We start from the raw sequence: 20775 nt of genomic DNA on the forward strand, positions 1-20775 counted from the left end.
GGTGACCGTGTCGCGGCAGCGAAAAAGCGGGTTCGGTTCGGCCCGGCACGATCGCCGGGGTTCGCGCGGGTCGCTACGCCTCGAACTCGGCCGCGCGGTCGATCCAGCGCCCGACGCGCTTCTCGGAAACGCTGGTCCGGTCCGCGACCGCCTCGGCGTCGGCGGCCGCCAGGTCCGCCACCGTCTCGATCCCGATCTCTTCGAGGCGTTCAGCGTACGCGGGACCGATCCCCTTGACCTGGTCGACCGGAACGTCGGCGGTATCGGCGGCGGCTCCGTCGTCCTCGTCGCCGGCGTCGGTCGCTTCGTCGTCGGCGTCGGGCTCGATATCGTCCACGTCGGTCGTAACGTCCTCGGATTCGGGGCCGGCGGCCTCGGCGGGCTCGGCCTTCGCGGCCGCCTCGTCCGTGGCCTCCGCCTCGTCGACCAGCGAGTCCGTGGAGGCGGCGGCGTCGGTGTCCGTGGCGACGGGTTCGTCGTCGTCCTCGCCCGTCTCGTCCGCCTCCGCGACGTCGTCGTCATCCTCGTCGACTTCCTCGCCGGCGTCTCCGTCGACTTCCTCGTCGACCGACTCCGTGGCGGGGCTCGCGGCGGCCTCCGCGGGTTCGGCGGCGCCCTCGTCGTCGGCGTCGACGGTCGACCCGGTCGAGGCGGCGGCGTCCGCGTCCTCGTCGACTTCGCTGCCGTCGACGCCCCCAGCGTCGTCGTCCTCGTCGGTCCCTTTGACGGCGTCCTCGCTCGTCGTCTCCGGCTCGTCGCGCTCGCGTTCCACCGTCACCGACGTCTCGGTCGCCCGACCGCCCGACTGATCGCCTCCGATGCCAAGCAGTCGCTTGATCTGCTGAAGGAGTCCCATTTGGCGGACCCACGCCGTCCCTTTTTAAAAATCCAGCGCCGATCGCCGGGAAAACACCGGGCAGGAGCGGTGACGACGCGGTGTCACCGCAGTTCCGCACGCAGCGCCTCGTTCATCACGTCCACCGGCGCCTCCTCGCCGGTCCAGCGCTCGAACGCCTCGACCCCCTGGTACAGCAGCATCCACGCGCCGTCGACCGTCGTCGCGCCGGCGTCGGCCGCCTCCCGCAACAGGCGCGTCTCCAGGGGGGCGTACACCGCATCGAGCACGGCCAGCCCGTCGTGCAAGTACGTGGCGGGAACGGGGGTCACGTCGGACTCCATCCCGACGGTCGTCGCGTTCACCAGCAGGTCCGCGTCCGGAACGCGCTCGGCCAGCGAGTCGAGCCCGCCCGCGGAGACGGCCGTCGGCGTGTCCGGGTCGTCCGCAAGCGCCGAACGAACCTCCGCCGCGAGCGACTCCGCGCGTTCGGCGGTGCGGTTCGCGATGTGGAGCGACGCTGCTCCCTCGGCGAGCGCGAACGCGGCCGCCCGTCCGGCGCCGCCGGCCCCGACGACGACGGCGGCGGCGCCGTCGCGCTCGACGCCGTGGTGGTCGAACGCCCGGCGGACGCCGGCCACGTCGGTGTTGTACCCACGCGGCGGGTCGCTCCGGAAGTCGACCGTGTTCACCGCGCCGACCTCGGCCGCGAGGTCGTCCGGCTCGACCGCCTCCAGCACGTCCCGCTTGAACGGCACCGTCACGTTCAGTCCCGCGACATCGAGCGTCGCCGCCGCGTCGACGGCGGCGGCGCCGTCGTCGGCGTCCGGCTCGAAGGTGACGTAGCGGGCGTCCATCCCGAGCGCGTCGTACGCCGCCTCGTGCATCGGCGGCGACAGCGAGTGCCCGACCGGGTTCCCGATGAGTCCGTACACGTCCATACCGACCCCTCCCGGAGCGGCCGGAAAAGCGTCCCGACGGCGAGGCGACGGGACGACGGGGCAACGCGGGAGCGTCACCGAGCCGTGTCCGGGACTCAGTTGTGATACGCGGGCCCCCTGTGTTCAAGTGAGGAACGTCGAACTGCCAGCACGATGGTGTTACAGCTCGCTGACGTACTCTTGACCGAACACGGTCTCTTTCTGCTCTTGGGGGTGGTGCTGTTGTATCTGGGCGCGGAGGTGCTCGTGAAGGGGGCGGCCGGGCTCGCGCTCGGCGTCGGTCTCCACGCTGCACTCGTCGGGGTGACGGTGGTGGCGTTCGCCACCACGGCGCCGGAGCTGTTCATCGGCGTCATCTCCGGGATCGAGGGGGACGCACAGCTCGGGCTCGGCGCGATCCTCGGGTCGAACATCGCCAACATCGGGCTCGTGCTCGGCGTCTCGGCGCTGATCCGGCCGCTGTCGGTGTCGCGTGAGGTCGTCCGCAAGCACGTCCCGTTCATGGCGCTGGCGGCGGTGCTCGTGGTCCTCTTCGGGCTGGACGGCACGATCGGCCGCGTCGAGGGCGGCGTGTTCCTCCTCGTGCTCGCGGCGTTCACGGTCGTGCTCTACCGCGGGGCGGTCGCCGAGGACGCCGGCGTCGACGAGTCCGGCGCGGTCGCCGACGGCGGGGCCGTCGTCGAGGAGATGCCCGACGTCGACCCCGGCGGGCTCTCGTTCCGCCACGTCGCCTACCTGGTGGTCGGGCTCGCGCTGCTGTTCTTCGGCTCCCGGTGGCTCATCGACAGCGGCCGGTCGATGCTGTACCAGTTCGGGTTCACCCAGCGACTCATCGGGCTGACGGTGCTGGCGTTCGGGACCTCGCTGCCGGAGTTCGCCGCGAGCGTCGTCGCCGCCGTCCGCGGCGAGGCCGACTTCTCGGTCGGCAACGTCGTCGGATCGAACATCTACAACGTCCTCGCCGTGCTGGGGCTGCTCGCGGTCATCGTCCCGGTGTTCGTCTCCTCGGGCGTCTCCTCGTTCGACTTCCCGGCGCTTATCGCCTTCACCGTCGCCGCGGTCGTCGTGATGCTGCGCGGCGGCGAGGTCGGTCGCCTCGACGGCGCCGTCTTGCTCGGCGGGTATCTCGTGTTCTTCTACCTGCTGATACCCTGACGGTGTCGCCTTCGGCGGGGCAGCCGTCGCCGGCGACGCGGGATCGACACCCGCGCCGGCACCTGCACCGACGACGCCGGATCGGTACCCCCGCCGGCGACACGGGATCGGCACCCCGCCGGCGACACGGGATCGGCACCCCGCCGGCGACGATTCCTCTCGTCGCGATCGTCGCGAAACGCAAGAGTAAGGGGTAGCCCCCGGCTCCGTGGCAGTAATGAGTTCACGCCTTCGGAGCCCGCTCATCGCGCTGTTCGGTGGGCTGGCGTTGACCCTCCCGTGGATCGTCTCGTGGGCGACCGGGCGAGCCGCGGCGTTCTCGACGATCGGAACGGTCGCCGTGAGCGGCGTCGCGGTGCTGGGCGCGTCGTTCCTGCTCGCGTGGGGCGCGGAGACCGCCGAGAAGGACGTGCCGCGCGCGTTCGCGATCGCCGTGCTCGCGGTGCTGGCGGTCGCGCCCGAGTACGCCGTCGACGCGCTGTACGCCTGGCAGGCGGGCCAGGGCGACGTGCAGGCGGCGAACCTCGCGGTCGCGAACATGACCGGCGCGAACCGGATCCTCATCGGCATCGGCTGGTCCGGCATCGCGCTGTTCTCCATCTATCAGGCGTACACCCGCGGCGACGATCCCAACGTCGTCACGACCGACCGGGCGTTCGGCGACTACGTCTCGCTCGACCGCGACATCGCCCTCGAGATCGCGTTCCTGTTCGCCGCGACCGTCTACGCGTTCACCGTGCCGCTGGGCGGCGGCATCGGCGGGATCGACACGCTGGTGCTCGTCGGGCTGTACGCCGCGTACATCCTCGTCGTCATCCGCGGCGACGTGGAGGAGATCGAAGACCAGGTCGGCGTCCCCGCGTACCTCCAGTCGAAACCGTTCCCCGTCCGCGCGACCGCCGTCCTCGGGCTGTTCGGCTACTCCGGGCTGCTGATCTTCACCGCCGTCGAGCCGTTCGCCCACGGGCTGGAGGGGCTCGGCCTCCAGTACGGGATCCCCGAGTTCTTCATGATCCAGTGGATCGCGCCGTTGGCCTCCGAGAGCCCGGAGCTCATCGTCACCGCGTACCTCGTCAACAAGGCGCGCGCGACGGCGGCGTTCAACGCGCTCATCTCCTCGAAGTTGAACCAGTGGACGCTGCTCATCGGGACGCTCGCGGTCGTCTACAGCATCTCGCTGGGTCAGTACGGCGTGCTCATGTTCGACGGAAAGCAGGCCGCCGAGATCTGGATCACCGCCGCACAGAGCTTCTTCGCGCTCGCCATCCTGATCAACTTCCGGATCTCGGTGGGCGAGGCGCTGGTGTTGCTCGTGTTGTTCCTCTCGCAGGTGCTGATCGAGTTCTACTTCATCCGGACGATGACCGAGGCGGCGGCGGAGGCCAACTCGATCCTCCTCCTGCAGGCGTACACCGTCCTCTACATCGTGCTCACGGTCGGACTCCTCGCGACCCGCCGCGACGAGATCCGCGACGTCGCGTCGCTCACGGGAACGACCATCCGCGACGCGGTCGGCCGGGACGCCGAACAGCCGGCCGACTAACCGCCGTCGGGAACTGATCACCCACGCTCCAGTTCCCGTCGGAAACCGACGCGTATTCGGCCGCCGGGCCGCTACCCCCGAGCAGTGATCGGCATCGTCGTCTCCCGCGCGGACCGCGCCTCGACTCACATCGCCGAGCGACTGCTCGCGCGCGCCGAGTGGACCGAACGGACGGACCCGGCCCGCGACGACGCCGACGGCGGCGGGACGTACCACACGCTCGACGCCGACGCAGTCGCCGCCGACGCGGTCGGCCGACGCGACGAACACTCTGCCGGCGACGTGCCCACACGGTTCGAACTCCGAAGCTTCGACGACCTCCACATCCGTCTCGACGACCCGACGCCCGCCTTCTCCGAACCTCCGGACTATCTGGTGTTCGTCTCCCGGCACTCCGGCGACACCGGGCCGCTGCTCACGTGCCACTTCACGGGCAACTTCGGGGACGCGGAGTACGGCGGCGAGCCCGGATCGTTCGCGCCCGCCTGCCCGGGCGTCCAGCGCGCGCTCGTCGACGGCTTCGACGAGCACGCCCCCGAGGGGTACGGCGTCGCCATCGAGGGGACCCACCACGGCCCCACCGACCTCGCGACGCCCGCGGTGTTCGCGGAACTCGGCAGCGACGACGAGCAGTGGGACGACCCGGACGGCGCCGACGCCGTCGCCCGGGCGGTGCTGGAGCTGCCGGCCCGCGAGGCGAGCGTCGCCGTCGGCGACCCCGACCGCCCGCGCCACGTCGTCGGCTTCGGGGGCGGCCACTACGCCCCGAAGTTCGAGCGCGTGATCCGCGGGACGACGTGGGGCGTGGGACACATCGCCTCCGACTGGCAGTTGGAGGAGTTGGGTCATCCCGAGGAACACGGCGACGTGCTCGATGCGGCGATCCGCGCCAGCGACGCCGCGTTCGCGCTCGTCGAGGGCGACCGCCCCGTGCTCCGGGGGGCGCTCGCCGACCGGGACGTGCGGGTCGTGAGCGAGACGTGGCTCCGCGCGGTCGACGACCGCCCGCTCGACCTCGTCGCGTCGCTGGAGGCCGACCTCCGCCCGGTCGACGACGGGCTCCGGTTCGGCGACCGCGTCGGCGACATCGAAGCTGAGGGCGCCGACTTCGCCGAACACGCCGACGCTTACCGCGTCGTCGATCTCCCCGCCGACCTGCTCGCGGAGGCGCAGGGGATCGACGCCGACGCGGCCCGCGCCGCCGTCGAGCGCCACGCCGTCGCCTTCGAGACCGAGCAGGCAGGGACGCGCGCGGCCGGCTGGGTCGCGCTCCCCGTCGACCCCGAACCCGGCCACGTTGACCCCGCGGACGCTGTAGACGCCGTTGACGACGCGGACGCCGACGACGGCGCCGCCGATCTCGCCGCCGACCCGTACGACGCGCTCGTCGACGACCTCGCAGCCGTGCTCGCCGAGAAGTACGACGAGGTCACGCGCGAGGACGGCGACGTCGTCGCCCGCGTCGAGTCGTTCGACCCCGGGCGGGCGGCGACGCTCGGGATCCCCGAGGGGCCCAAGTTCGGCGCGCTCTCGGCCGGCGAGCCGGTCGAGGTCGACGGCGAGACGATCCGTCCGGAGACGGTCGCTCGCGAGCGCGAGGAAGTGTTTTCTGTCTGACTGAAGGGTGCCCAGAGACCGGTCGGACGGTGATCGGCCGGTCTTCGGAGGGGCCGATGTCGGCGCAGTCTCCGCCTTCCGGGCGCACGTCGACAGACGGGAGGGCGTCTGACGGAGGCAAGACGCGAGGGGGAAGGATAATAACTCTCCGTCGGCAACGGCTGCCCATACCTATGGACTCCATCGTTGAGGACGCGATCAACGAGGCCGAGGAGGCCGGGGAAGCGGGGGAGAACGGTGCCTCCGCGGACCCGGCGTCCGGCGAGGCCGGCGCCGACGCCGCGGCGGACTCGTCCGGATCGGGGGACGACGCTCCGCGCACGGGGAAGATGACCGACGAGGAGCTTCAGGACGTCCTGAAGGACCTCCAGACGAACATCACCGTCGTCGGCTGCGGCGGCGCCGGCGGCAACACGGTGAACCGGATGGCCGAGGAGGGGATCCACGGCGCGGATCTGGTCGCGGCCAACACCGACGTGCAACACCTCGTCAACATCGAGGCCGACACGAAGATCCTGATGGGCCAGGAGAAGACCCAGGGCCGCGGCGCCGGATCGCTCCCGCAGGTCGGCGAGGAGGCGGCCATCGAGTCGCAGTCGGAGATCGCCGAGTCGCTCGAGGGCTCTGACATGGTGTTCGTCACCGCCGGGCTGGGCGGCGGCACCGGCACCGGCTCGGCGCCCGTCGTCGCGAAGGCCGCCCGCGAGATCGGCGCGCTCACCATCGCCATCGTCACGACGCCGTTCACGGCCGAGGGCGAGGTGCGACGGACGAACGCCGAGGCGGGGCTCGAACGCCTCCGCGACGTGGCCGACACCGTGATCGTCGTCCCCAACGACCGCCTGCTCGACGCCGTCGGGAAGCTCCCCGTCCGGCAGGCGTTCAAGATCTCCGACGAGGTGCTGATGCGCAGCGTCAAGGGCATCACCGAGCTCATCACCAAGCCCGGCCTCGTCAACCTCGACTTCGCCGACGTCCGCACCGTGATGGAGAAAGGCGGCGTCGCGATGATCGGCTTGGGCGAGTCCGACTCCGACACGAAGGCCCAGGAGTCGGTCCAGTCGGCGCTCCGCTCGCCGCTGCTCGACGTGGACATCTCCGGCGCCAACTCGGCGCTGGTGAACGTCACCGGCGGCTCGGACATGTCCATCGAGGAGGCCGAGGGCGTCGTGGAGGAGATCTACGACCGGATCGACCCCGACGCGCGGATCATCTGGGGTACCTCGATCGACGAGGAGCTCGACGGTCAGATGCGCACGATGATCGTCGTTACCGGCGTCGACTCCCCGCAGATCTACGGCCGCAACGAGGCCGCGCAGGTCGCCGCCGGCGACAACCTCGAGGACATCGACTACGTCGAATAATCCGATCGTTCGTCGCCGACGCCGGAGTCCCGCGGCGGCGACTCCCCGCCCTCGGCGCCCTCCGCGATCCGTTTTCCCGCATATCACGCGGCCCGCGCAGCCCGGTCTCCACGGCCCGCGCAGCCCATTCACCGCGGCCCGCGCAGGCACTCAACCACAGCGCGCGCAGCCTATCCTCCCCGGCGCGTGCGTCGCCGTGACGGCCGGTTCGGGGGCAGAGCAACAGATATAGAAGGTGCGGCGAAGTACGCCCGATAACCATGGATGTCAAGTACGACCTGACAAGCTACGTCAGGGTGCTCAAGCTGGCGAGCACGCCCTCCTGGGAGGAGTTCTCCCAGATCTCCAAGATCGCCGGTGCAGGCATCTTCCTCGTCGGGTTCCTCGGATTCGTCATCTTCGCGGTCATGTCGGTCCTCACCGGGGGGATCTGACGGTGCCGATCTACTCGGTGAAGACGACGGCCAGCCAGGAGCGCACCGTCGCGGACATGATCGCGAGCAAGGAGATGGCCGAGATCCACGCCGTCCTCGCGCCCGATCAGCTCACGAGCTACGTGATGGTCGAGGCCGACAACGACGCGATCATCCGGCGCGTGCTGGAGGAGGTGCCCCACGCACGCGGGCTCGTCGAGGGCCCCGGCGGCGAGGCGGGCCAGTCGTCGATGTCGGAGGTCGAGCACTTCCTCTCGCCCACCCCCGACGTGGAGGGGATCGCCGAGGGCGACATCGTCGAGCTCATCGCCGGCCCGTTCAAGGGCGAGAAGGCGCAGGTGCAACGCATCGACGAGGGCAAGGACCAGGTGACCGTCGAGCTGTACGAGGCGACCGTCCCGATCCCCGTGACGGTCCGCGGCGACCAGATCCGGGTGCTGGATAGCGACGAGCGATAGCTCGTCGTACCATGCGAACGGGCCTCCGGCCCGTGAGCAGCCTCCGACGAACGGTAGGACCTCGACTCACGCGACCGATAGTTCAACCCCGCGAACCGCGCCGTCCGACTTCTCCGCGCCGCTCTCAGTCGTCCGAAGCCATATCTTCCGGTTCGACCGCTACGGCTTCCGGGTCGATCTCGATCCCGTGTTCCGGCGCGACGCTCACACCGCGCCGTCGACGCGCTCGACGATCCGGTCCAGGTCCGCGATATCCTCGATGTCGGCTTTGATCCGCTCGCGCTCGCGGACGTCGTCGGAGTCGGCGTCGTACGCGCGGACGAACTCGGCGCGTGTGTGCTCGTCGAAGGCGTGCCGGATGGCGAAGTACCCGTCCGGGACGACGGCGCCACACACCTGACACTCGTGTCGGTCGTGTGCGGTCGTCTGGTGGACGACGGCGTCCTCGACCGCGTCGAACGCCGCGTCGCACCCCTCGAGGCCACAGGCCCACCGGGACATACCAGGATGCAGACGACAGGCTCGCTTAAACGTTCCCGTGGGATCCCGTCCCCGTCCCCGTCCCCGTTCCCGTCTCCGTTCCCGTCCCCGTTCGCGGTGGTCGGCCCCCACGCCCGCGCTCTATCCCAAAGCGGAATCACTAACCTCGGTCCGACGTACCTCCGCGTGTGACCGGAGGACGGACGCGGGTCGACCCCCACGTGAAGGTGCTCGACGAGCGCGTCGTCGAGCGGGCGCGGGAGTCGGGCGTCGACACGCTCGTGTACGCGCCGCACTTCACGCGCCTGCCCGAGATCCGCGAGCGCGCCGAGCGCTTCTCGACGGACGACCTCACCGTGGTGCCGGCGCGGGAGGTGTTCACCGGCGACTGGGGGAACCGCCGTCACCTCCTCGCGATCGGCCTCTCCGATCCGGTCCCCGATTTCATCTCCTTCGAGGCGGCGCTCGCGGAGTTCGAGCGGCAGGGCGCGGCGGTGCTCGTCCCACACCCGGAGTTCATGAACGTGAGCCTCACCCGCGCCGAGGTCGGCGCCTACCGCGACCGGATCGACGGCGTCGAGACGTACAACGCGAAGCTGTTCGGGGGACAAAACGACCGCGGCCGTCGGATCGCCGAGGCGTTCGACCTGCCGACGTTCGGCTCCTCGTACGCGCACGTCCACGGGACGGTCGGCGCCGCCTGGACCGAGTTCGATGGCGACGTTCGCGGGGAGGACGCGCTCGTGTCGGCACTGAAGGACGGCGTCCCCCGCTCGGTGGTCAAACGGAGCGATCCGGCGACGAGACTCCGCCGGCTGGTGGAGTTCGCCCATCTCGGGTACGAGAACTCGTGGGGGAAGCTCGACCGTCTGCTCCTCTCGGGCATGGAGGCGACGCACCCGCGACACATCGCCTACGACGGGCGGTTCGACGACGTTTCCGTGTACTGATCGGCGGTCGCGGCGCGCTCGACCCCGGTCCGGAGTCCGTCGCCGGCGTGCGCCTCACACAGGCAGCCCGGCGAGGGCGGTCGCGACCGCCTCCCGCGGCGTCCCCGTGTTCAGGTCGACGAGGAAGTACTGGACCGCGGCGAGCGCGGCGAGTTCGAGGAGCGTGATGACGACGGTGAGCGTGTCGGCCCACTTGCTGGAGGTGGGGACCCCGACCGGAAGCCCGTACTCGGTACTCGAGAGCGGGTAAAACAGGGCGATGCCGCGCTTGCTCCCGACCACGTCGAGGAGGTAGTGCGTGGCGACGCCGATCCAGACGAACTGGAGGTTCCCGAAGTAGATCGGATACGCGAGGATCACGCCGAGGACGAGGAGGTTGTGGAGCGTCTTGCGGTGCTTGCCGAAGGCGGTGTCCACGTCGGGAAACAGCGCGCCGAGCACGAGCGGGACGAACAGCTCGGCGATGGTGCGGAACGTCTCCAGATCGCCCGACGGCTGCAAGACATAGCCCAAGCCGATCGCGAGGAGGATCGCGTTCAGCACGTGGCCCTTCTTGTTCACGTCTCCCCGTGCCGCCGCGAGCGACCAAACCGTTTCGGCTCCCGGCTCGCTCCGATCGGGTCGCGGTCGCGCGGTACTGGCGGGTTCCCGGCTACTTCGACTCGGTTACCCGCTACTCCGACTCGCGTTCTTCCACGGCCGCCAGCAGGTCCGAAAGCGCCCGTCGCGCGATCCGCGCTTTGATCTCCGTCCGGGTTCCGTCGAACTCGTAGCGCTCGACGGTCGCGCCGCTCTCGCCGGTTCCCCACGCGCCGGCGTACGCGACGCCGACGAAGACCGTCCCGACCGGCTTCTCGTCGCTGCCGCCCTCCGGGCCGGCAATGCCGGTCGTCGAGACGCCCCAGTCGACGCCCGCGGTGTCGCGGACGCCCCGGGCCATCGCGCGGGCGACGGGCTCGGAGACGGCCCCCTCCGCGTCGAGGTGCTCCCGCGGCACCGCCAGCTCCTCCAGCTTCGCGTCGTAGCTGTAGGTAACGACCGAGCGGTCGAAGTAGTCGCTGGAGCCGGGCACGTCCGTCAGCAGCGACCCGATCAGGCCGCCGGTGCACGACTCGGCGGTCGCGACGGTCCCGTCCGCGTCCCGGAGCGCGTCGCCGACGCGCTCCTCGATCCGGGGACCGGGTTCGGGCTCGCGTGTCTCGGATTCACGCATACCGGACGGTCTCTCGGCGGCGGCTTAAGACCGCGGTCGGCGGCTTAAGACCGCGGGAGTGAAGGAGCGACGGCTCGCAGTACCGCCGACAAGCCGTGCACTACGAGCGCCCGCAGTTCTTTCACGTGATGCAGTACGCCGCGTCCGCCGACCGCGACGTGGTGGACATGGTGTCGGGCAACCCCGACTGGGAGCCGCCCGCCGCGCTGCGCGACGGGCTCCGCGAGTACGCGGACGCCGACCCCGACGAGTTCCAGTACCCGCCCAGCGAGGGGCTTCGCGACCTCCGCGAGGAGATCGCCGCCCGCCGGAACGTCGACCCCGACCGGATCGTCGTCACCAACGGCACCGGCGAGGCGAACTACCTCGCGATGGCCGCGGCGCTCGATCGCGACGCCGGCTCGGAAGTCCTCCTGACCGACCCGGTCTACCCGTACTACCCGGGAAAGACCGAGCTGCTCGACGCGGACGCGACGCTCGTCCCCGCGGAACGGGACGGCTCGCTCGACCCCGAGCGGTTCCGCGAGGCCGCAAGCGAGGAGACGAGCCTGATCCTGGTGAACACGCCGAACAACCCCACCGGCGCGGTGTACTCCCGGGAGACGATGCGGGACCTCGCGGACCTCGCCGAGGAGGTGGACGCGACGCTCGTCGCCGACGAGGTGTACGACCACTTCGACTTCACGGGCGCGTTCGAGTCGGCGCTGACGCTCGACAGCGATCGCGTGATCGTGACGACCGGCTACTCGAAGTCGATGGCGATCACCGGCTTCCGCGTCGGCTACGCGGTGTTCCCGAAACACCTCGTCGACGCCGCCAAGACCCGGCACATGCTCGTCAACGTCACGACCTCGCGTCCCCCGCAGGCCGCGGTGCTGCGGGCGCTGCGCGAGACTGACGCCGAGTACTACGCCGACGTTCGCGCGATGCTGCGCGAGCGCGCCGCGACGTTCACCGACGCGCTCGACGCCGCAGGCGCCGAGTACACCTCCCCCGACGGCGCCTTCTACGTCCTCGCGCGCTTCGAGGACGTCCCAGGCACGATGGAGAACGCGAAGCGCCTGATCGACGAGGGCGGCGTCGCGGGGATGCCGGGCGAGACCTTCGGCTCGGCGCGCGACGAGTGGCTCCGGTTCGCCCTGGTGACGCCGCACGTCGAGGAGGCGGCCGCACGGCTCACCGACTACTTCGGCTGACCGCCGTCGACGGACGGCTGTCGCTTCCGTTGCTCGGCCCCGGGCGCTCCGGCGGTACGCGAGGGGCGACGCGGACTGTGGGTCGGCGCCGACGACCCCGAACGTCCGAGACGGGGTGGTGCCGTCATCGTCTTTCAACCGTCGCGCGTTCCGACGGCCGCGTGTTCGGTCGTCCCGAATGTTCGGTCGTTCCACGACCAACGGATAGACAAGTTCCCGTCTCCTCCACCCCGGCAATGAGCGACATCGACGTGGAGCCGGTCGACGAGATCGACGACCCCGAAGATCCGGACGATCCCACGAGCGCAGACGAGGCTGACGCCGGCGCCGGCGGCGACGACGCGGCGCCGTCGCGGATGGGCGCTGAGATCGACGTGCGCGGTGCGGCCGGACTCGATAGCCCGGACGCCCCGGAGTACGTCCTCTACGGCGGAAAGGGAGGCGTCGGCAAGACGACGTGCGCGGCGGCGACCGCCCTCGCAAGCGCCCACGACGGCGTCGCGACGCTCGTCGTCTCGACGGACCCGGCCCACTCGCTGTCGGACACGCTCGACACCGACATCCCCGCCCACCCGTCGCGTATTCGCGAGGACGTGCCGCTGTACGCCGCGGAGATCGACCCCGACGCCGCGATGGAGGAGGGGATGTTCGGCGCGGGGATGGCGACCGGCGGCGAGGGGGACGGCTCCGGGGCTGCGGCCGGCGGCGACGCGCGCGGGACCGCCGGCGAGAGCCCCCTCGGCGGCCTCGGCGGGATGGGCGAGGCGATGGCCGACTCGCCGATGGGCGGAATGTTCGGCGGAACGATGCCCGGCGCCGACGAGGCGGCAGCGATGCGCCAACTGCTCGAACACCTCGACGACCCGCGCTTCGACCGCGTCGTCGTCGACACCGCGCCGACGGGGCACACGCTCCGCCTGCTCCAACTGCCCGAGATGCTCGACTCGATGGTCGGGCGAATGATGAAGCTCAAACAGCAGTTCTCCGGGATGATGGAGGGGATGAAGGGGATGTTCGGAATGGGCGACGGCGCCGCCGGGGAGCCGGACCTCGACGAGCTGAAGGAGCGTATCACCCGCCTGCGCGAGACGTTACAGGACCCCACAAAGACGGACTTTCGCGTCGTGATGGTGCCAGAGGAGATGAGCGTCGTCGAGTCCGAGCGGCTCGTCAAGCGACTGGACGAGTTCTCCATCCCGGTGAACACGCTCGTTGTCAACCGCGTGATGGAGGACCCGCGCGAGGTCGCGTCGTTCGGCGACGCCGTCGACCCCTCGTGGATCGTCACCCCGAACCTGGAGGACTGTGAGTTCTGCCAGCGTCGCTGGGAGGTGCAGCAGAACAGCCTCGCGAAGGCGACCGACCTCTACCGCGGCCGCGACGTGAAGCGCGTCCCCCTGCTGGCCGACGAAGTGCGCGGGGAGGACGCCCTGCGCGTCGTCGCCGCCTGCCTGGCCTGACCGCCTGTCCGGCCTGAGCGGGACGGTTACGCCGGGTCGTCGTCGCCGGCGAGTTCCCGGGCGATCTCCAGCGCCGCGGCGACGTGTTCATCGGCGGTCTCGTCCTCGGTGTCGCCGGCCTCGCGGAGCAGCCTGACGACGTGGCCCGCGCGCTCGCGAACGGTCTCCGGCTCGGCGGGTCGCTCCGCGAGGTCGCGCGCGACGGCCTCGGCCTCCCCGAGGTGGGCGCTCGCGGCCCGCGCGACCGGCCGCTCGGCGGTCGCGGCGAGGTGCTCGTGGAGGGCGTCGAGCCGGTCGTCCGTCTCTCCGTCGTCGGTGTCGCTCACGGGCTCACGACAGCTTCGACGCGAACGACCACAGCGAGTCGGCGATCCGGGTCGGGACGAGCCGGCCGACCTCCGCGACCGTCGCGAGCGGGCCGACGGGGTAGCGAGCGGGCGGCTTCGTCGAGCTCGCGGCGTCGACGACGTCCTCGGCGACGCGCTCGGGCTCGACTGCCCCGAACCCGCCGCCGCCGATGGCGTCGTAGTCCTCGACGAGATCGTAGAAGGACTCGTAGGCGCCCGAGCGGTCGAGGCCGTCGATCTCGGACTCGACGCGCTCCTCGAACCCGGTCTCGACGGGCCCGGGCTCGATCAGCGAGACGGTGATCCCGTACTCGCGGACCTCGTTGCGGAGGGCGTCGCTCATCGCCTCCAGCGCGTGCTTCGAGCCGCAGTAGACGCCGCCGCCGGGGAACGAGACCCGGCCGGCCGCCGAGGAGACGTTCACGATGGCGCCGTCCTCGCGGCGGCGCATCGCGGGCAGCACCTCGCGGATCAGCCGGTGGGGGCCGTACACGTTCACCTCGAACTGGTCGCGGACGGTGTCGGTCGGCACGTCCTCGATCGGTCCGAACTGGCCGTAGCCGGCGTTGTTTACGAGCGCGTCGATGCGCCCCTCCTCGTCGAGGATCCGGTCGACGACGCGCTCGATGTCCTCCCCGTCGGTCACGTCGAGCGTCGCGATCCTGCAGTCGTCGTGGTCGCCGAGCGTCTGGATGTCGGCCGGGTTTCGCGCGGTCGCGTACACCGTCCACTCCTCCTCGAGGAACGCCTCGGCGCTCGCCCGCCCGATGCCGGACGAGCACCCCGTGATGAGCACGGTCCTGGTCATGTCAGCGCCCTCGGGGGCCCCGAAGTTAACTCCCGCCGTCTCGTCGCCGGATCGTATCGGCCGACCGCGTCGCCGGCGACGCACCCCCCGCTCCGCACGGTCACTCGCCGTCGGCGACCTCGCGCTTCGCCTCGTCGGCGTACGCGTCCGCCAGCCTCGTGGGCTCGGGCAGCTTGTAGCCGTCACACAGCGCCGCGACGAGATCGACCGCGGTCCCGGCGCTCACGCGGTGGCCGGGACTCACGTACAGCGGGTTGATCACCGGGGAGGAGTCGTACTGCCGGGACTGGTAGGCGTGGCCGATCGTCGTCCCCGCCGGCGCGTCGACCGAGTCGTCGGCGCGGACCGGCGTCCGCCAGCCCGCGGGCCGGCCGTCGACCGGGTCGTCGGGCGTCCCGCACAGGAGGCTCTTGGCGACGCCGACGGCCGGCGCGTCGAACAGGACGCCGACGTGGGTGGCGATGCCGGCCTGCCGGAAGTGGACGCGGCCGCTCCCGTCGAGGACGTACAGGTCCGGGTCGGACTCCATGGTCGCCAGCGCATCGACGATCGGACCGCCCTCCCGGAACGCCAGCAACCCGGGGATGTAGGGGATCGACAGCTCTGTCACCGCGTACGTGCGTTCGATCACCTCGTCGCCGCGGAGCACGACGACGGCCGAGACGGCGCGGTCGTCGAGGAACGCCTGGTCGACGCCGGCGACGAGGGGCGGGTCACCGGCCGGGTCGCCGTCGCGCTGGTCGCGCTCGGCCGGAGGAGCCTCGGCGTCGCCGTCGGTCGCGTCGCCGCCGAAGTCGTCGAGGTCGACGGTGTCGTCGCGGTCGCCGCAGACATCGACGCTCGCGGGGTCGAACGGGAGGCCGTCGACGAACTCGGCGGCGTCGGCGATGTCGCGCTGGAGCGCCTCCATCGCCTCGCGGTCGAGTTCCGGGTCCGGGAGGAACTCCGGACGGACGGGCTCGGGCATCGGGTCAGAACCGCCGCCGGCCGCCGCCGAGTCCGCCGCCGCCGCTGCCGATCTGGTTCGGGACGCCGTGTCGGCCGTCGGCGACGGTCGCGTAAATGACTCCGAGCACGAGCCCCGAGAGGTGAGCTGCGTGGGCGATGCCGACGATGTCGCCCCCAGCGAGTACACCGAACACCGATAGCCCGGCGTACAGGAGCGTGATCGTCCGGATCTTCAGCGGGATCGGCGGGATGAGCAGCATCACCTTCAGGTTCGGGTTTACGACCGAGAGGAATCCCATGACGGCCATGATCGCGCCCGAGGCGCCGTACACTCCGGCCTCCAGGGGACCGCCAAGGAGAAGTCCGGTGCCGATCTGTGCGAGCCCCGCGACGATCCCGGTGACGAGGAACATGACCGTGAATCGCTTCGATCCGAGGTATCGCTCCACGAGCGGGCCGAAAAAGTACAGCGCGATGGAGTTGCCCGCGATATGGAAGAAACCAAACGGGGAGTGAGCGAACACCGAGGTCACCACCGTCCAGAGATACCCGTCGACCAGATTCTGTCCGCTGAGAACGAACAGGTCGTCGAACAGCACTTCGCCGGCGGTGAACAGTACGGCGAACTCCGCGGCGAACGTGACCCACATCGCCGCGAGGAACACGTACGTCATGTTCCCGCGGAACGCGCCCATGATTCCCCCGGTGCTCGTCTCGCGATCGATCCTGGACTTCACCCGGGACCCGACGCCGCCGGAGTCGCCCTCCTCGACGCCGTCGTCGAAGCCGGAGTCGAAGACGCCGCCGGGATCGTTCCACTCCCCGAGCCCCGCGCAGTCGTGGTTCTCCGGAAGCCGGTGCTCCGAGCAGAAGGTCTGTCCGCAGCGTCTGCACTGGTACGGGAGGTTCTCGTACTCGCCGCACTCCGCGCACTTCGCCATTACCCGCCCTAGCCCCGGGCGGGGTATATGTCTGCCCCCTTCCGTGTCCGAACGCACACACGCGCCGACGACCGACGGGCCGATACCGACGGGTGGCCCGTCGATCTACCGGCGAACGGCCTATCGATCCGGTCCGGTCGGGAGTCGGATCAGGCGTCGTCGCCGGCGCGGTCGTGGTCGTCGTCGGCGGCAGCGACACCGTCCCCGTCGGCGTCGTCCGCGTCGCTGTCGGCGGTCGAACTGTCGTCGTCGCGGGCGGCGTTCGTCGGGACGACGGTCACGTGGTCGATGCCGACGGTGGGCTGTTTCGCGGCCATGTTCGGGTATTCCTTGCCGGTTGTGCCACAAAAGATTACCCATGCTCATAACGTATGCGCTCGGGCGGGGCCATGCTCACGGCTAATCCGGGGGTCGAGCGCGGCGAAAAACGGGGCGGTTCGCCGCCTACGCGAACTGCTCGTCGTAGAGGTCCTGGGCGTGCTCGATCGCGTCCATCGCGGCCTGCTTGTCCTCCCAGCCCAGCGTCTCGACCTCCTTGCCCTCCTCGAGGTTCTTGTAGGTCTCGAAGAACTCGTCGATCTCGTCGAGCTGCTGTTGCGGGATGTCCTCCAGGTCCTCGATGTGGTCGTACCGCGGGTCCTCGCTCGGGACGGCGATGACCTTGTCGTCCTGCTCGCCGTCGTCGTCCATCTTCATGAGCGCGACCGGACGCGCCTCGATGACGCAGCCGGGGAACGTCCGGTCCTCGACGAGCACCAGCACGTCGAAGGGGTCCTCGTCGTCGTAGTACGACTGCGGGATGAAGCCGTAGTCCGAGGGGTAGTGAACGTTCGAGTGGAGGACGCGGTCGAGCATCACGCCGGGGATGTCCTTGTCGTACTCGTACTTGTTCCGCTCTCCCTTCAGACACTCCACGACGGCGTAGATCTCCTCGGGCGCGTTCGGCCCCGTCTCGAGATCTTCCCAGAGGTTCGTCATGCGCCTGGCGGTTCCGCCAACGCGAGCAAAGACCTTTCGGCATGCGGTGAAATCAGCGAACGAAGCGTTGCCGCCGGCGACCGCGGGGACGGACCGTCGCGGTCCGATCGACGGCGATACTCCTCGGGGATGACGTGGGCCCGACCACCCGAATATAGACGGCCGAGGCCTTATCCCTTTCACGCATCTCTTTGGAAAACGAGCAGTCGACAATCCGGGGGGATGGGAGATCGCGAATCGTTCGAATAGTCGTTTCTGAGGGGCTCTACCCGCCGAATCGTTCTTTCTGGTTGGTAACAATTAAATACTCCCGTGACCTCTCACCGGCTGACCATGTCAGAGGCACAATCGAAAACCGAAGTGGTCGACATCGCGCGCGATCTCACCGCGTTCCAGCAGAACATCCTCGTCATCCTCTCGGAGGAGGCGATGTACGGGCTCGCGATCAAGCGAGAGCTCGAGAGCTACTACGACGCCGAGGTCAACCACGGGCGACTCTACCCCAACCTCGACGACCTCGTCGAGCTCGACCTGGTGGAGAAGAGCGAACTCGACAAGCGGACGAACCAGTACGAGCTGACCGAGACCGGCCGCAAGGCCGTGCTCGACCGCCTGGACTGGGTCGTCGGCAAGTATGTCACCGACGAGTCGCGCGCGGGCGACATCCGTGCGCTCGTCGACGACACGCTCGACGCGTAACCGCACAACCGCACAGAACCGCCCGCGGGGCGTCGCCGCCGGACGAGTTCACAGGGGAGTCCGCTCGTCCGCGGCCTCGAAGACGTACCGCACCGACGCCCGCACGGCGTCGCGCTGTTCTTCCGACGGCCACGCGTTGCGTGGGAAGTACTCGTCGAGGAACTCCTGCACCTCGTCGGCGTCGGCCGAGTCCATCGGCCGCGCGTAGTGATTCCCCATGAAGTCGGCGAACGCGCGGGCGTTCGCGGCGTGGGTCTCGTCGTGTTCCTCGGCGACCCGCTCCACGAGCGCCGCGTTGTACTCCTCGATCTCGCTCCAATCGTCCGGGTCGCCCGGCCCCGAGAGCGACACCTCGACGGCGCGGTCGGTGTCCTCGATGCGGTCGATCTGCACCGTTCCGTCCTCCATCCACTCGTCCGGATAGCACACGAGCGTGTCGTCGTCCTCGCGAACGCGGGCGGTGAAGCCGTGCTTGGCGAGCCGGTCGGCCCGGTCCTCGCGGTAGGCCTCGGCTTCCGCCTCGTCGACGACCTCGCGGGCCAGTCGGGTGAGTCGCTCGGCGGCGTCGACGGTCGGCTTCGGGAGTTCCTCGTCCCAGCCGTCGACGCCCGGGTCGGCCTCGTCGGTGTCGGCCTCCCCCTGGTTCTCGTCGGTCGATGCCGCTCGCGTCGCGTCGGTGGTGTCCTCTGTGGGTTCCATCTCAGCCCTCGAACGCCTCGTTCGCCAACTCGTCGGCGCGTTCGTTTATCTCCCTCGGGACGTGCTCGATGCTCCAGCGGTCGAACCGATCCAACAGCTCCAGCGCGCGAACGCGCTTCTCGCGGAGTCCGGGGTCGTTCACGTTCCACTCGCCGCGGATCTGCTTGACGATCAACTGGGAGTCGCCGCGGACGTCCGCCTCGTCGAGCCCGTAGTCGACGGCCGCCTCCAGCGCCCGGATCAGCGCCTCGTACTCGGCCTTGTTGTTGGTCGTGTCCGCGATCCGTTCGCCCCCCTCGGCGACGATGCCGTCGCCGGTGACGATCGCCCAGCCGATCGCCGCCGGCCCGGGATTCCCGCGCGAGGCGCCGTCGAAGTAGACGTGGCCGCGCCCGCCGCCCTCGCGGATCAGCGCCGCGAGGCGCTGCGGGTCGCCCCCTTGGACGACGACCTTGTCGTCGTACGCCACCGCGACGGCGCCGTCGCGCTCGGCGCGCCAGCGTTCGTGGTCGGTGTTGCCCGCGCTCACCTCGACACCCGCGTTCGTCACCCGCTCGCGGGCCGCCTCGGGGTCGCAGTCGATGACCGGCATGTCAGTCGATGGCCGCCGACGCGGAGAAAGCGTTGCCATCGGGACCAACCCTTAACTGTCTCCACGGCGACACCTTGTAAACACGATGACAGGGCCCACCCGGCAGCGTGACGAGCGCGAGCGACGGCAGTGGACCGGGGACGACCGAGGCGACGGATCGGCGACGAAGACGGCGGAAGCGGACGAGGAAACGGAGGAGGACATCGACCCGGAGGAGTTCGATGAGGAGGACCTCGTGCGCACGGCCGACGGCGAGTTGATGCACGAACCCACGGGACTGATCGTCGAGGAGGATCACGTGGACCGCGGGCCGGAGTGGCGGGCGTTCAACCACTCCGAACGCCAGGAGAAGTCGCGGGTTGGCGCGCCCGTGACGGAGACGATGCACGACAAGGGGCTGACGACGACTATCGACTGGAAGGACAAGGACGCCTACGGTCGCTCGTTGAGCTCCGAGAAGCGGTCGCAGATGCACCGCCTGCGTAAGTGGCAGGAGCGCATCCGCACCAAGGACGCCGGCGAGCGCAACCTCCAGTTCGCGCTCTCGGAGATCGACCGCATGGCGAGCGCGCTGGGCGTTCCGCGGTCGGTACGGGAGGTCGCCTCCGTCATCTATCGACGGGCGCTCAAGGAGGACCTCATCCGCGGCCGCTCCATCGAGGGCGTCGCTACGGCGACGCTGTACGCCGCCTGTCGCAAGGAGGGCATCCCCCGTTCCCTGGAGGAGATATCGGAGGTCTCGCGGGTCGAGCGCAAGGAGATCGGCCGGACCTACCGCTACGTCTCCCAGGAGCTCGGGCTGGAGATGAAGCCGGTCGACCCCAAGCAGTACGTTCCCCGCTTCAGTTCCGAACTCGACCTCAGCGAGGAGGTCAAATCGAAGGCCAACGAGATCATCGAGACGACCGCCGAGCAGGGACTGCTCTCGGGGAAGTCGCCGACGGGATTCGCCGCCGCCGCCATCTACGCGGCCTCCCTGCTGTGTAACGAGAAGAAAACCCAGCGCGAGGTCGCCGACGTAGCACAGGTCACCGAAGTCACCATCCGCAACCGCTACCAGGAACAGATCGAGGCGATGGGGATCCACGGATAGGCGAGGACGGACTCGAAAGCGACG

24 protein-coding genes are annotated in these 20775 nt (G+C 70.0%); 11 read left to right on the forward strand and 13 right to left on the reverse strand.

Going from position 1 to position 20775, the window contains the following annotated elements; all coding sequences use genetic code 11:
* Positions 1 to 73: 73 nt before the first annotated feature.
* On the reverse strand, positions 74 to 856 hold the full coding sequence (locus tag K6T50_RS19145; protein ID WP_222606542.1) for a helix-hairpin-helix domain-containing protein: 783 nt from the start codon (positions 854 to 856) through the stop codon (positions 74 to 76).
* A gap of 83 nt (positions 857 to 939) precedes the next feature.
* Positions 940 to 1776: a shikimate dehydrogenase gene (locus tag K6T50_RS10455; RefSeq protein WP_222606543.1), complete on the reverse strand. Its 837-nt coding sequence runs from the start codon at positions 1774 to 1776 to the stop codon at positions 940 to 942.
* Positions 1777 to 1929: 153 nt separating this feature from the next.
* On the opposite strand from K6T50_RS10455, the gene K6T50_RS10460 reads away from it, so the two are divergent.
* The 6 genes from K6T50_RS10460 to K6T50_RS10485 all read left to right on the forward strand — a co-directional run bounded on the left by K6T50_RS10460 (position 1930) and on the right by K6T50_RS10485 (position 8347).
* Positions 1930 to 2931 carry a calcium/sodium antiporter gene (locus K6T50_RS10460; protein ID WP_222606544.1) on the forward strand — a complete coding sequence of 334 codons (1002 nt, stop codon included), beginning with the start codon at positions 1930 to 1932 and terminating at the stop codon, positions 2929 to 2931.
* Between the two features lie 217 nt (positions 2932 to 3148).
* Entirely contained in the window at positions 3149 to 4474 is a 1326-nt protein-coding gene (locus tag K6T50_RS10465) for a sodium:calcium antiporter (protein WP_222606545.1), read from the forward strand.
* An 84-nt stretch (positions 4475 to 4558) separates the two neighbouring features.
* A complete protein-coding gene (locus K6T50_RS10470; RefSeq protein ID WP_222606546.1) occupies positions 4559 to 6091 on the forward strand; it encodes a D-aminoacyl-tRNA deacylase in 1533 nt (510 codons plus the stop codon).
* A gap of 173 nt (positions 6092 to 6264) precedes the next feature.
* Positions 6265 to 7455, forward strand: coding sequence for a cell division protein FtsZ (ftsZ, locus tag K6T50_RS10475; protein WP_222606547.1), 1191 nt, complete (start codon positions 6265 to 6267; stop codon positions 7453 to 7455).
* Positions 7456 to 7715: 260 nt separating this feature from the next.
* Positions 7716 to 7889 (forward strand): protein translocase SEC61 complex subunit gamma, encoded by a 174-nt coding sequence (locus K6T50_RS10480; protein ID WP_222606548.1) that lies wholly within the window; start codon positions 7716 to 7718, stop codon positions 7887 to 7889.
* A gap of 2 nt (positions 7890 to 7891) precedes the next feature.
* Positions 7892 to 8347: a transcription elongation factor Spt5 gene (locus K6T50_RS10485; RefSeq protein WP_222606549.1), complete on the forward strand. Its 456-nt coding sequence runs from the start codon at positions 7892 to 7894 to the stop codon at positions 8345 to 8347.
* Between the two features lie 204 nt (positions 8348 to 8551).
* Here the strand turns inward: K6T50_RS10485 and K6T50_RS10490 are convergent, their stop codons facing one another.
* Positions 8552 to 8848 carry a DUF7565 family protein gene (locus tag K6T50_RS10490; protein ID WP_222606550.1) on the reverse strand — a complete coding sequence of 99 codons (297 nt, stop codon included), beginning with the start codon at positions 8846 to 8848 and terminating at the stop codon, positions 8552 to 8554.
* 167 nt (positions 8849 to 9015) lie between these two features.
* On the opposite strand from K6T50_RS10490, the gene K6T50_RS10495 reads away from it, so the two are divergent.
* Positions 9016 to 9777 carry a PHP-associated domain-containing protein gene (locus K6T50_RS10495; protein WP_222606551.1) on the forward strand — a complete coding sequence of 254 codons (762 nt, stop codon included), beginning with the start codon at positions 9016 to 9018 and terminating at the stop codon, positions 9775 to 9777.
* Between the two features lie 54 nt (positions 9778 to 9831).
* Here the strand turns inward: K6T50_RS10495 and K6T50_RS10500 are convergent, their stop codons facing one another.
* Positions 9832 to 10338 (reverse strand): metal-dependent hydrolase, encoded by a 507-nt coding sequence (locus K6T50_RS10500; protein ID WP_222606552.1) that lies wholly within the window; start codon positions 10336 to 10338, stop codon positions 9832 to 9834.
* A gap of 112 nt (positions 10339 to 10450) precedes the next feature.
* A complete protein-coding gene (locus tag K6T50_RS10505; protein WP_222606553.1) occupies positions 10451 to 10990 on the reverse strand; it encodes a CinA family protein in 540 nt (179 codons plus the stop codon).
* Between the two features lie 95 nt (positions 10991 to 11085).
* Here K6T50_RS10505 and K6T50_RS10510 point away from each other — a divergent pair, with 95 nt between their 5' ends.
* On the forward strand, positions 11086 to 12186 hold the full coding sequence (locus K6T50_RS10510; RefSeq protein ID WP_222606554.1) for a pyridoxal phosphate-dependent aminotransferase: 1101 nt from the start codon (positions 11086 to 11088) through the stop codon (positions 12184 to 12186).
* A 236-nt stretch (positions 12187 to 12422) separates the two neighbouring features.
* Positions 12423 to 13646, forward strand: coding sequence for an ArsA family ATPase (locus tag K6T50_RS10515; RefSeq protein ID WP_222606555.1), 1224 nt, complete (start codon positions 12423 to 12425; stop codon positions 13644 to 13646).
* A 26-nt stretch (positions 13647 to 13672) separates the two neighbouring features.
* Here K6T50_RS10515 and K6T50_RS10520 read toward each other — a convergent pair whose 3' ends face one another.
* The 6 genes from K6T50_RS10520 to K6T50_RS10545 all read right to left on the reverse strand — a co-directional run bounded on the left by K6T50_RS10520 (position 13673) and on the right by K6T50_RS10545 (position 17668).
* On the reverse strand, positions 13673 to 13972 hold the full coding sequence (locus K6T50_RS10520; protein ID WP_222606556.1) for a DUF8152 family protein: 300 nt from the start codon (positions 13970 to 13972) through the stop codon (positions 13673 to 13675).
* A 4-nt stretch (positions 13973 to 13976) separates the two neighbouring features.
* The gene (locus tag K6T50_RS10525; RefSeq protein ID WP_222606557.1) at positions 13977 to 14801 is read right to left on the reverse strand and encodes an SDR family oxidoreductase; all 825 of its coding nucleotides are present in this window, start codon (positions 14799 to 14801) and stop codon (positions 13977 to 13979) included.
* A 100-nt stretch (positions 14802 to 14901) separates the two neighbouring features.
* Positions 14902 to 15768 (reverse strand): endonuclease V, encoded by an 867-nt coding sequence (locus tag K6T50_RS10530; RefSeq protein WP_222606558.1) that lies wholly within the window; start codon positions 15766 to 15768, stop codon positions 14902 to 14904.
* 4 nt (positions 15769 to 15772) lie between these two features.
* Positions 15773 to 16690, reverse strand: coding sequence for a rhomboid family intramembrane serine protease (locus tag K6T50_RS10535; RefSeq protein WP_222606559.1), 918 nt, complete (start codon positions 16688 to 16690; stop codon positions 15773 to 15775).
* A 149-nt stretch (positions 16691 to 16839) separates the two neighbouring features.
* On the reverse strand, positions 16840 to 17007 hold the full coding sequence (locus K6T50_RS10540; RefSeq protein ID WP_222606560.1) for a hypothetical protein: 168 nt from the start codon (positions 17005 to 17007) through the stop codon (positions 16840 to 16842).
* 127 nt (positions 17008 to 17134) lie between these two features.
* Complete coding sequence (locus K6T50_RS10545; protein WP_222606561.1) at positions 17135 to 17668, reverse strand: inorganic diphosphatase; 534 nt, start codon at positions 17666 to 17668, stop codon at positions 17135 to 17137.
* 333 nt (positions 17669 to 18001) lie between these two features.
* Between K6T50_RS10545 and K6T50_RS10550 the strand changes: the two genes are divergently transcribed.
* Positions 18002 to 18367: a PadR family transcriptional regulator gene (locus K6T50_RS10550; protein WP_222606562.1), complete on the forward strand. Its 366-nt coding sequence runs from the start codon at positions 18002 to 18004 to the stop codon at positions 18365 to 18367.
* Positions 18368 to 18415: 48 nt separating this feature from the next.
* On the opposite strand, the gene K6T50_RS10555 is transcribed toward K6T50_RS10550, so the two are convergent.
* Both K6T50_RS10555 and rnhA read right to left on the reverse strand, forming a co-directional pair.
* Positions 18416 to 19066 (reverse strand): DUF7108 family protein, encoded by a 651-nt coding sequence (locus K6T50_RS10555; protein WP_225935302.1) that lies wholly within the window; start codon positions 19064 to 19066, stop codon positions 18416 to 18418.
* A 1-nt stretch (position 19067) separates the two neighbouring features.
* Positions 19068 to 19658, reverse strand: coding sequence for a ribonuclease HI (gene rnhA / locus K6T50_RS10560; RefSeq protein WP_222606563.1), 591 nt, complete (start codon positions 19656 to 19658; stop codon positions 19068 to 19070).
* Between the two features lie 85 nt (positions 19659 to 19743).
* Here rnhA and K6T50_RS10565 point away from each other — a divergent pair, with 85 nt between their 5' ends.
* Positions 19744 to 20751, forward strand: coding sequence for a transcription initiation factor IIB (locus K6T50_RS10565; RefSeq protein ID WP_222606564.1), 1008 nt, complete (start codon positions 19744 to 19746; stop codon positions 20749 to 20751).
* Positions 20752 to 20775: the final 24 nt, after the last annotated feature.

The sequence above is a fragment of the Halobaculum magnesiiphilum genome (genome assembly GCF_019823105.1).
GTDB classification, from domain to species: Archaea; Halobacteriota; Halobacteria; order Halobacteriales; family Haloferacaceae; genus Halobaculum; species Halobaculum magnesiiphilum.

Excerpts from the sequence above, each read along its gene's own strand:
- K6T50_RS19145 (WP_222606542.1), bottom strand. The coding sequence starts at position 856 with ATGGGACTCCTTCAGCAGATCAAGCGACTGCTTGGCATCGGAGGCGAT.
- K6T50_RS10455 (WP_222606543.1), bottom strand. The coding sequence starts at position 1,776 with ATGGACGTGTACGGACTCATCGGGAACCCGGTCGGGCACTCGCTGTCG.
- K6T50_RS10460 (WP_222606544.1), top strand. The coding sequence starts at position 1,930 with ATGGTGTTACAGCTCGCTGACGTACTCTTGACCGAACACGGTCTCTTT.
- K6T50_RS10465 (WP_222606545.1), top strand. The coding sequence starts at position 3,149 with ATGAGTTCACGCCTTCGGAGCCCGCTCATCGCGCTGTTCGGTGGGCTG.
- ftsZ (WP_222606547.1), top strand. The coding sequence starts at position 6,265 with ATGGACTCCATCGTTGAGGACGCGATCAACGAGGCCGAGGAGGCCGGG.
- K6T50_RS10480 (WP_222606548.1), top strand. The coding sequence starts at position 7,716 with ATGGATGTCAAGTACGACCTGACAAGCTACGTCAGGGTGCTCAAGCTG.
- K6T50_RS10490 (WP_222606550.1), bottom strand. The coding sequence starts at position 8,848 with ATGTCCCGGTGGGCCTGTGGCCTCGAGGGGTGCGACGCGGCGTTCGAC.
- K6T50_RS10505 (WP_222606553.1), bottom strand. The coding sequence starts at position 10,990 with ATGCGTGAATCCGAGACACGCGAGCCCGAACCCGGTCCCCGGATCGAG.
- K6T50_RS10515 (WP_222606555.1), top strand. The coding sequence starts at position 12,423 with ATGAGCGACATCGACGTGGAGCCGGTCGACGAGATCGACGACCCCGAA.
- K6T50_RS10525 (WP_222606557.1), bottom strand. The coding sequence starts at position 14,801 with ATGACCAGGACCGTGCTCATCACGGGGTGCTCGTCCGGCATCGGGCGG.
- K6T50_RS10530 (WP_222606558.1), bottom strand. The coding sequence starts at position 15,768 with ATGCCCGAGCCCGTCCGTCCGGAGTTCCTCCCGGACCCGGAACTCGAC.
- K6T50_RS10535 (WP_222606559.1), bottom strand. The coding sequence starts at position 16,690 with ATGGCGAAGTGCGCGGAGTGCGGCGAGTACGAGAACCTCCCGTACCAG.
- K6T50_RS10540 (WP_222606560.1), bottom strand. The coding sequence starts at position 17,007 with ATGGCCGCGAAACAGCCCACCGTCGGCATCGACCACGTGACCGTCGTC.
- K6T50_RS10545 (WP_222606561.1), bottom strand. The coding sequence starts at position 17,668 with ATGACGAACCTCTGGGAAGATCTCGAGACGGGGCCGAACGCGCCCGAG.
- K6T50_RS10550 (WP_222606562.1), top strand. The coding sequence starts at position 18,002 with ATGTCAGAGGCACAATCGAAAACCGAAGTGGTCGACATCGCGCGCGAT.
- K6T50_RS10555 (WP_225935302.1), bottom strand. The coding sequence starts at position 19,066 with ATGGAACCCACAGAGGACACCACCGACGCGACGCGAGCGGCATCGACC.
- rnhA (WP_222606563.1), bottom strand. The coding sequence starts at position 19,658 with ATGCCGGTCATCGACTGCGACCCCGAGGCGGCCCGCGAGCGGGTGACG.
- K6T50_RS10565 (WP_222606564.1), top strand. The coding sequence starts at position 19,744 with ATGACAGGGCCCACCCGGCAGCGTGACGAGCGCGAGCGACGGCAGTGG.